The sequence below is a fragment of the Cupriavidus sp. SIMBA_020 genome (assembly GCF_046535395.1).
GTDB classification, from domain to species: domain Bacteria; phylum Pseudomonadota; class Gammaproteobacteria; order Burkholderiales; family Burkholderiaceae; genus Cupriavidus; species Cupriavidus campinensis.
Map to the genome: position 1 here is coordinate 1 of NZ_JAWRWU010001106.1, position 255 is coordinate 255.

1 protein-coding gene is annotated in these 255 nt (G+C 66.7%); it reads left to right on the plus strand.

The window, feature by feature from the left end:
- The coding region (locus SB751_RS32940) for an MFS transporter (RefSeq protein ID WP_410749372.1) at positions 1–255 on the plus strand (255 nt) is incomplete at both ends.

A 255-nucleotide genomic window follows, 5' to 3' on the forward strand; every position in this document is an offset into this window, starting at 1 on the left:
GTTGTGGGTGACGTATTTCATGGGCCTGCTGGTGATTTATCTGCTGACGGGCTGGCTGCCGACGCTGATCAAGGACGCGGGCCTTTCGGTGACGGTCGCGGCCAATGTGACGGCGATGTTCCAGATCGGCGGCACGATCGGTGCGGTGATCGTCGGCTGGCTGATGGACAAGACGCGTCCCGCGCCGGTGATCAGCGCGGCTTACGTGGGCGGCGGGCTGTGCGTGCTGGCGGTGGCGTCGGTGGGCGCGCTGTC